This window comes from Flavobacteriales bacterium, from assembly GCA_016124845.1.
GTDB lineage: Bacteria > Bacteroidota > Bacteroidia > UBA10329 > UBA10329 > UBA10329.
The window spans coordinates 46279-54999 of record WGMW01000042.1; the positions used below are offsets into that span (position 1 = coordinate 46279).

At 48.7% G+C, this 8721-nt stretch carries 7 protein-coding genes; 1 reads left to right on the forward strand and 6 read right to left on the reverse strand.

The features are described 5' to 3' along the window. The 5 genes from GC178_15295 to GC178_15315 form a co-directional block, all read right to left on the reverse strand. Positions 1-774, reverse strand: a complete 774-nt coding sequence (locus GC178_15295) for a hypothetical protein (GenBank protein MBI1288932.1) — start codon at positions 772-774, stop codon at positions 1-3. A gap of 73 nt (positions 775-847) precedes the next feature. After that, positions 848-1693 carry a hypothetical protein gene (locus tag GC178_15300; GenBank protein ID MBI1288933.1) on the reverse strand — a complete coding sequence of 282 codons (846 nt, stop codon included), beginning with the start codon at positions 1691-1693 and terminating at the stop codon, positions 848-850. Between the two features lie 114 nt (positions 1694-1807). Next, positions 1808-2035: a ferredoxin gene (locus GC178_15305; protein ID MBI1288934.1), complete on the reverse strand. Its 228-nt coding sequence runs from the start codon at positions 2033-2035 to the stop codon at positions 1808-1810. A gap of 111 nt (positions 2036-2146) precedes the next feature. After that, positions 2147-3379, reverse strand: coding sequence for a U32 family peptidase (locus GC178_15310; GenBank protein MBI1288935.1), 1233 nt, complete (start codon positions 3377-3379; stop codon positions 2147-2149). A 102-nt stretch (positions 3380-3481) separates the two neighbouring features. After that, positions 3482-5089, reverse strand: coding sequence for a hypothetical protein (locus tag GC178_15315; GenBank protein MBI1288936.1), 1608 nt, complete (start codon positions 5087-5089; stop codon positions 3482-3484). 63 nt (positions 5090-5152) lie between these two features. Between GC178_15315 and GC178_15320 the strand changes: the two genes are divergently transcribed. Continuing rightward, positions 5153-7384, forward strand: coding sequence for an amino acid permease (locus GC178_15320; protein MBI1288937.1), 2232 nt, complete (start codon positions 5153-5155; stop codon positions 7382-7384). A gap of 40 nt (positions 7385-7424) precedes the next feature. On the opposite strand, the gene GC178_15325 is transcribed toward GC178_15320, so the two are convergent. Then, entirely contained in the window at positions 7425-8597 is a 1173-nt protein-coding gene (locus GC178_15325; protein ID MBI1288938.1) for a hypothetical protein, read from the reverse strand. Between the last annotated feature and the right edge of the window lie 124 nt (positions 8598-8721).

Here is an 8721-nt window from a genome sequence, read left to right on the forward strand (position 1 = left end):
TTACCTTTTAATGAAATCAACACCCGGAACCTTGAACGATTCCGTTGTTGACTCACGTAGCGCTTCAGAAAAAACGACCTCAAAGCCATCCTTGGCATTTGCCTCTCCTTTTCCGAACTTATGTAGAACACGGACGATCCCCATCTTATTGGGGGTGACGTAGAGAGGCTCGTTCACCGTTTCCTGATTATCTACCGTGGTTCCGCTGGAAAGTTTGATCCTTATCTCATTGGGTGAAATAATGCCCAAACCCTCGCCACGGTAACGGATCTTATATTCTGCAAATGCCTCCTTCGAACTCGGATTCCACTTTAATGCGGTAATGGAAAACGGTCCGTCCATCAGGCTTTTCGTCTGTGGGGGAATCGGAAAATTATTGGCATCGGTACTTGTTCCCTGCTTGTTCACTCGGAAAAATTCTCCAAACTCTATACGCAACTTGTCCTGCCAGTAATCTTCGCCTCCGTTCACTTTGAAAATGCGAGTAATGTCTCCCTTCGGCTCAATGAACATGACCGATTCCATCATGTGCTTTTCACCCCAGTTGAAGATGAATTTCACATCCTCGCGATGAATAAGGATGAAATCATTGGTCTTGTTGTAGATACGTGCAGTAAACTGAGTGAATGTTTTCTGTGAATGCTGATCATAGATCAAAATCCGCACTTCATCGGTTTCTATCTCATCTACTTTTTCATAATGAATCTCATGCGGTTGCGCCAAAAGCACATGAAAAGGAATGAAGAAGAAGAGACCGGAAAGCAGTTGTTTCATGATAAGGTTTTGGGTAAAACTAAAGATCCCGTCCAAAGTTTTGGGCGGGATCTTCATCAATATGTAAGTAGAATTACTTGTTCTTTTCTGCAGTGAGTGCTTCATCCAGCATGAATGTGGCGTTTTCATCCACATCCAACGGCTTGGCCTTGGTCTCTACCATCGCGTCATTCCATTGTACCATCAGCTTCGCAAACTGCATGTCCACAACCTTGGCTGGAATATGAAAAACGGCATTTACAGTTTTGCTGTCGCCCTTTTCCAACAGGATGTTTTTCGATTTACGGTCGTCATTGGCAAACTTGTCGCCACCTTCTGTAACTACCGAAATGCGGCTTGGATCCACAATTCCGTAGTCATTACCCTTGTACGTGATCTCAAATTTTGCCCAGGTCTCCTTGGTCTCTTGCTTCAGGTTCTTCAGGTTCACCTCGAAATTCCCGGATTCAACAGAATTGGTTGATGCCGGAAGTTGAAAATCGGGCATCTGAACTTCTTTACCATCGCTAATCGGAATTACTGAGAAGCCATCCAGCGCCACTTCAAATTCATCCACATGAAAATTGGCGCCATCTTTCAGGTCAATGGTCTTGCTCTTGTTATCGTTCGGGTCAAGAATAAAGCTCTTCTCATTCGGATGCATCTCTTTTCCATCAACAGTAATAAGAAGTTTGGAAGGATCCACCATTAGAAAGTCGTTGGTGTTGTTGGTGAACTTGGCCTTGAACTTCAGGAAATCCATGCGGGAGACCCCATTGCTGAGTTCCACCACGAACTCTTTGGTCTCAATGGCCTCTTCCACATCTTGGAAGTAATTGGTGTGTTTCGGGTCGTCTTTTTTGTCTTTTTGGGCAATGGCTTGGCCTGATGTTACCATAATGGCTGCTGCCATCAAAAATGTACTGATGTGTGGTTTCATTGGGTATTTGATTTTAATGTTCGAGCCAGATTTACAACAAACATACCAATCCCTGTTCAATGAGAAAATGGAGGAATTAGCAAATGCTGGAAACTCGAGACCCTTAACTCGTTGCTACAACTGCTCCACCTTTATGATCTTCACGGGGCAGAGATTGGCGGCATGCACGTTCTCGTCATACTCGTCATCGCCCACAATTACCGAATGGAAACCGCGCTTTTCCTTGGAACCGATAAGCGTACACTTACCGTCCTTCTTGCTCATGCGCCAGCGATGCAAGGCCGCCTCCACGCAGTAGTTGCAACCGATGCATTTGTCTCGCTGTTGGGTAATTCTAATCATCCTATCCGTGTTCCTTCCATTCAGATTGTTTCGTTCTCTTCGACTTCGCTCAGGGCAAGCCGCAATTACGCTTTGACCTAACCGTCTGCAATGAATCCCCCTTTGGGGGACTTAGGGGGTTTCTACGCGGTAGAGTTTATCGGATGGGCGAATAATCTCATCAATGGCAATGGAGAAACTTACGCCCTTTTCCACCACATCCACGCTCTTGTCGTCCACGCGCAGTTCTTCGATGATCTTCTCCACCACACCTGTTGTTGGACCAGTGACGATGATCTTGTCTCCCACCTTCAGTGAGTGTGATTCCATCTTGAATTCCGCCACATTGATCTTTGGGAAGTACTTAACGCCCTTACCGATGTATTTCTTCTTGGTGGTGGCCTGCGACCCATGGCCTGGGCTCCACTCGCCCAACTCACGACCGAGGTAATAGCCATCCCAGAAACCACGGTTGTAAACGGTGGCCAAACGCTCGTTCCAGCCTTCAATCTTCTCTTTGGTGTAGGTTCCATCCTGAATGGACTCAACCGCTTCCTTGTAGCACTTGGTCACTTCCTTCACGTACTCGGGAGCACGTCCGCGACCTTCGATCTTCAGCACCTTTACTCCTGCATCGATCACCTGATCCAAGAATCCGATTGTACAAAGATCTTTTGGTGACATGATGTATTCATTATCGATCTCCAACTGGTTTCCTTCCTCATCGGTCACGGTGTAGGTTCTGCGGCAGTTCTGCACGCACGCCCCACGGTTGGCTGATGAGTTATTGGTATGCAGACTCAAATAGCACTTACCCGAAACGGCCATGCAAAGCGCGCCATGTGCGAAGATCTCAATACGCACCAACTCCCCGCTCGGCCCGGTCACCTGATTGCGCTCAATGCCTTTCACGATGTCCTTCACCTGCTTCAGGCTCAGCTCACGCGAAGTGACCATTACATCTGCAAAGTTCGAGAAGAACTCAACCGTTTCGAGGTTCGTCACATTGGTCTGGGTACTGATGTGCACCTCCACTCCTTGCTTGAACGAATAGTTGATCACGGCCTGATCGGAAGCAATGATGGCCGTTACGCCAGCTTTCTTCACGCCATCCACTATCCGCTTCATCAGCGACAGGTCGTGGTCATAAATAATCGTGTTCAACGTCAGATAGGTCTTCACACCCTTCGGTTCGCAGATCTCCACGATCTTCTCCAGATCCTCGAACACGAAATTGTTGGCCGCACGGGCTCGCATGTTCAATTGTTCAATTCCGAAATACACCGAATCGGCACCGCCCTGTATGGCCGCCATCAGCGAATCGAACGACCCCGCAGGGCTCATTACTTCAATATCTCCCGTCATTACTTGATGGTTTGGGGCGTGAAGATAGGGAAGGTATTAAGTTTTGTCGAGAACCGTCTTTCAGTCACAAAAATCGGAGTCTGCTTCTTTTCATGATATGAATTACACGTTTGGATCTGGTGAAACCCGCTTCCACCCATCCGCTTTTCTGTCAACGGATTTTCCATTCACTTCGGTGATCACCCATTTTCCTTTGGGCGCTTTCGTATCGAAAAGAATTTCCGTGCGAGAACTTTTGAAAACACCTTCTGAAAGCTGTGGGGTTTGCGCTTCCAGCTGCCGCAGATCCACGCTTTCTGTCGGTAGGTAAATAAGTCCGAAGTCTTCTTCTGAATAGGTGACCACGGTGAGTTTTTCGCTTGGGCGGAACAGTTTCCAATCACCAATAGAATCAACCGCTTGGTACTGTGGCGGAACATGTACGGTACTTCTCCCAACGGCAAACCGATGATACACACCCGTGTTGTTCCAATGCTGCCATTTACCCTTGCCTTTGATGTAAAAGCAACTGTCAATATCCGTGGCACCGTCATCCAACATCAACACAATGGGCCGCGCTACGATCTGCGATGCTTCTCCGCGTTGGAATCCTCCCGCAGAAAGCAGAAAACCGTTACCTCGGCTGTGTATCTCTGGGCTGCTTCCCTTTCCGTGACCGATGAGCAATAGCCGCTCCGAATCATCCTTTTTCCAAATTTCGGATGGCGGTCTGTAATCGAACACCAATGCCGAGAATGCCTGATGCAGGTTCTCTGGAATCGCATCCACATCGAATGCTCCTTTCTCTTTTTCCAAGAACCAGGTCTTGATCATGCTGCTGCTGGCATTATCCACCAAGGATGTCTTTTCGGCCCGTTCCATCCTTCTTCTGAACGGGGAACTCTTTCGGAAATCGGAACTGGTCTGTAGATATTCCCAAACCCATTCATCAAGCGTTTCCGCAGCCTTGGCTTTCAGCTCTTGCGAATGGGCATACGAATACAACACCAGCAACGCACTGATGGTGTAACCCTCGTACGGCTTGGCGTTGAACTCATACGGCCCTGTCAGTTGTAATTCCTCCAAGTTATCGAGCAGAAACTGCTCCATGCCATTCTGCCTGTTATCGAATTCTGGGGCATCATTTCCGTGTTCGTGCAACCATTGGTTTTTGAGGTATTGCGAGATATTGGTCATGAGGATGTGGTTCTCCGTATCCTTCATGATGTGCATGGTATGAGGCGTTTTGGTATGCGGCCTCCCTCCTTCTTCAATCAATAGATTATCGGCAATGTAATCGGCCGTTTTAGGCCAAAGTGTAGCGGTATCTTTCTCAAATCGGAACAGAATGGCCGAAAGTAGGATGGTTGTGAAATCGTAGTCCCCGTTCGGATTGAGAAAGCCGCTGGTTCCGCTGTTTCCCCACGGAACGGAATTCAACAGAAACTCATTCACTTCTTTGATGTCCCGACCTGCAACAAGTTTGGCCAGCAATGTTCTCGGAGAGCTTGTCTTGGCTTTCTGCGAAGGATCGATAAGATCCTGCTCCGCAAAGTGCAGTACCAACGGATGATTCTTCAATGCTTCATCTGAGATGCGCTGCGAATGCTCGCTATAAGTCGGAAACTCCGTTGGTGGGATTTTCCTGTAACTGTTCTGCCAACTGTTTCCGAAGTAATAGGCACAGCCGCTGAGGCTGAAGAGTAGAATAGACAGTATGAGATAACGCATCACGCAAAGCTATTATTCGTGAGGCTTTGCAGGATTAAGGTTTTCTTACCTTGGCACCTCAGAATGGCAAGCAAGCTCGAGAACAATTCGCTGCAGTTGGGAACCATGCCCGTGTTCCTCACTTCCATTGCCACCATTTTGGGCGCCATCCTTTTCCTACGTTTCGGGTATTCGGTTGCCAACGTCAGTCTGCTGGGAACATTTGCTTTGGTGCTTATTGCACACTTGGTAACGGTGCCAACAGCGTTGGCGGTGTCCGAAATTGCCACCAACCAAAAGGTGGAAGGTGGCGGCCTGTACCATATCATCTCACGCTCGTTCGGGTTGAACATCGGTGCGGCCATCGGTATTGCACTGTATCTGAGTCAGGCCATCAGCATTGCCTTCTACGTGGTGGCTTTCACCGAAGCATTCATGCCGTACATTAACCAATGGGCGGAAATGCTCGGTTACCGCATCCTTTACACACAGGCGGTCAGTATTCCTACAGCCGTTATCCTTTGTGGACTGATGCTTTACAAAGGCGCAGATATTGGCATCAAACTGCTGTATCTGGTCATTATCCTGCTGACGGCCTCTTTGGCCATGTTCTTCATGGGTTCTACGGGATATGTGGCGAGTTCCAGTTCGCTCACAGACACCATTTCCAATTCGGATGATTTCTTTCAAGTGTTCGCCATCTGTTTCCCAGCGTTCACGGGCATTGCAGCAGGCATCGGACTCTCAGGCGACCTGAAAGACCCGAAAGTGGCCATTCCGAGAGGAACCATTGTGGCCACTATCGTTGGAGGCGTCATCTACATGGGCGTGGCCTACAAACTCTTCATTTCGGCTTCGCCAGAAGATCTGGGAAGTGATATGATGATCATGGAGAAGATCGCGCTTTGGGGGCCGATCATCCCAATAGGGTTGGCAGCAAGTACGCTTTCGTCTGCGTTGGGTTCGGCCATTATCGCACCACGTACGTTACAAGCCATTGGCAACGACCGCATTTTTCCTTCGGATGCGGTGAACAGCTGGCTGGCCAAAGGAACCGAGAAAGGCAACGAACCGATCAACGGTTCTCTCATCACCACGGGACTTGCCTTGTTATTCGTAGCAGTCGGTTCGGTGGATTTTGTGGCCGAGATCATCACCATGTTCTTCATGGTCACCTACGGTGCCATCTGCCTCATTTCTTTCTTGGAACACTTCGCGGCAGATCCATCTTACCGACCTACGTTCCGCTCGCGTTGGTACCTTTCTTTGCTTGGCGCAGTGCTGAGCGTTTGGCTCATGTTCAAGATCAACACGCCTTATGCGATTGCTTCGCTCAGCATCATGCTCTTGATCTATTTCGGAGTAACGTTCCTAAGTCCGCAGAAAACGCAGATGGCCAAGGTCTTCCAAGGTGTGATCTTTCAGTTGAGCAGACGTTTACAGGTATTCCTTCAGAAATCGGACACAGGCGATGACAGCGACCATTGGCGCCCAAGCGTGGTGTGCATCACCAGCCATTCATTCGAACGCTTTGCCGCCTTCGACATGCTTCGATGGATCTCGCACAAATACGGATTCGGAACATTCATCCACCTAATTGAAGGTTATCTCTCCAAAAAGACCCATAAAGAGGCTAAAGTGGCGTTGCAACGTCTGATAAAGATGGCAGAGCATTCGAGCAGCAATGTTTACCTCGATACGCTCATCAGCCCATCCTCCACTTCGGCCATTGCGCAGGTCATTCAACTTCCGGGCATTTCGGGCAAAGACAATAACATGCTGATGTTCGAATTTGCGCGCAGCCATCCGCAGGACCTTGACCAGATCGTAGAGAACTACTCCCTCATCCGTTCGGTGAATTTCGACACGGTGATCCTCGGCAGCACCGAAAAAGGCTTCGGCTATCACAGCCAAATGCACATTTGGATCACGCCAACCGATTTCGAGAATGCGAACCTGATGATCCTCTTGGGCTACATCATTCTCGGCCACCCAGAATGGGCCGAATGCGAGATCAGCATCAACGCCATTGTACGCGAAGAACGCATGGAGGAACAGAAGCAATACCTGATGGATCTGACCACCAGCGGCCGCTTGCCCATCTCATCCAAGAACATCAACATTATTGTGCAGGAAGAGAACCACAACTTCCGCGATATTGTGTGCGAACGTTCGAAGGAGGCTGACCTCATCCTTATTGGTTTCCGTGGTGAGACCATGAAGCGTAAAGGTGCCGAGACATTTGAAGGTTACGATGGGTTGGGAAACATCCTCTTCGTTCATGCGGTGAGCGAGAAGGAGATCAATATGCTTTAAAAACGAAGGCCCGACCAAATGGTCGGGCCTTGCTCCCATCTCATCCGATCTTAATCGGAATTGTGACCTTCGAGTTCACTTTCAAACCCGATATTTCCGCAGGTTTCCATCTTGGCATTTTCTCAAACACCTTCAGGATCCGTTGTTTCAGTTGCCGGTCGTTGCAACCATGGATCTGAACATCCGTGATGGAACCATCCTGTTTCACCACCAGCTCAACCGTAATGGAAAGTTGCTTCCATTTGGCGATCTCCTCATCGGTCAGGCCAAGATGTTTGCGAATGAACTGATCCATGGCTGTGCTACCGCCAACAAACTCGGCCAGTTTTTCAGGCTTGCTGAAAATGATGCTTGAATCTGCTTTTTGACGCGCGAGGATTTGAGCTTGTTGCTCGCTTTGCTTCCTGGCTGACGCTTCAATTGCAGACAGTTCAGCTTCTTCTCGCTTCGCCTCCATGGCCATGCTTACATCCTCTGCCGCAGCAACGTTCATCGACTTGTACATGCTATTTGCGCCAACCGCATAACCGACAGCCCTATCCGAAACACCTTCTGGCAACGGCAATGGCTGCACAACCGTAGATTGCTTTCCGCCCTTGTTGCGGATCTCAGAATCGATGGCAATAAATGACGTGTACTGCGTCAGCAGATTGTACTTCAATCCCAGTGCGGTTACTTCCTTTTTAGCCTCTTCTGTTCTGCCGAACTGGGCAAAATCATCCAACAACTGAATACGTTTCCGTGCCCAGAGATATTTCAACGCCTCATTGTCAGCAGATGCGAAAGCGGGTTCAAGCGGCATTTCCTTCACGTACTTTCCCTGACCGCCTGTTCCTGTGATCTTCAATTTGCCATAAGGCGATCCTTTGTATTTGCCGAACACGATGACAGGACGCTCAGCAAACACATCAGGCACGTTCATCGGCTCTACATCGTACGCCTCAAAGCCGTCCAGTTCGATCTTGATGTCTGTGAGTACAGGCGATTCAATGTACGTTCGGAACTTTTTCGCACCTTTTTTGGCCTCCTGTTGGCTCGTGAGTACAAACGGTTCGCCTTTTCCTGCCTGCGCCATGCCTTCGATCAAAAAGCGGTTGACGCTGCTGCCTATTCCGAACGAGAAGAAATTGGCCTCGCCCAAGTTGTTGCGGATAAAATCAATGGCTTCGCGATCCACAGAAACGTAACCATCCGTAGCAATTGTAAAAGTCAACTAATTCGGTAACAAAACTTTAGGTTTCTGTTATGCGAATAAACACCAATGACATGACCCTTCAACGGAACTACCTGGAGAAGTTCCGTTTTCTGATAAAGGAGTATGAACAGGTCAAAGCAAA

Bases quoted from the DNA above. Each gene is read 5' to 3' on its own strand.
- GC178_15310 (MBI1288935.1), bottom strand. From the start codon at position 3,379: ATGACGGGAGATATTGAAGTAATGAGCCCTGCGGGGTCGTTCGATTCG.
- GC178_15320 (MBI1288937.1), top strand. From the start codon at position 5,153: ATGGCAAGCAAGCTCGAGAACAATTCGCTGCAGTTGGGAACCATGCCC.
- GC178_15305 (MBI1288934.1), bottom strand. From the start codon at position 2,035: ATGATTAGAATTACCCAACAGCGAGACAAATGCATCGGTTGCAACTAC.
- GC178_15300 (MBI1288933.1), bottom strand. From the start codon at position 1,693: ATGAAACCACACATCAGTACATTTTTGATGGCAGCAGCCATTATGGTA.
- GC178_15315 (MBI1288936.1), bottom strand. From the start codon at position 5,089: ATGCGTTATCTCATACTGTCTATTCTACTCTTCAGCCTCAGCGGCTGT.
- GC178_15295 (MBI1288932.1), bottom strand. From the start codon at position 774: ATGAAACAACTGCTTTCCGGTCTCTTCTTCTTCATTCCTTTTCATGTG.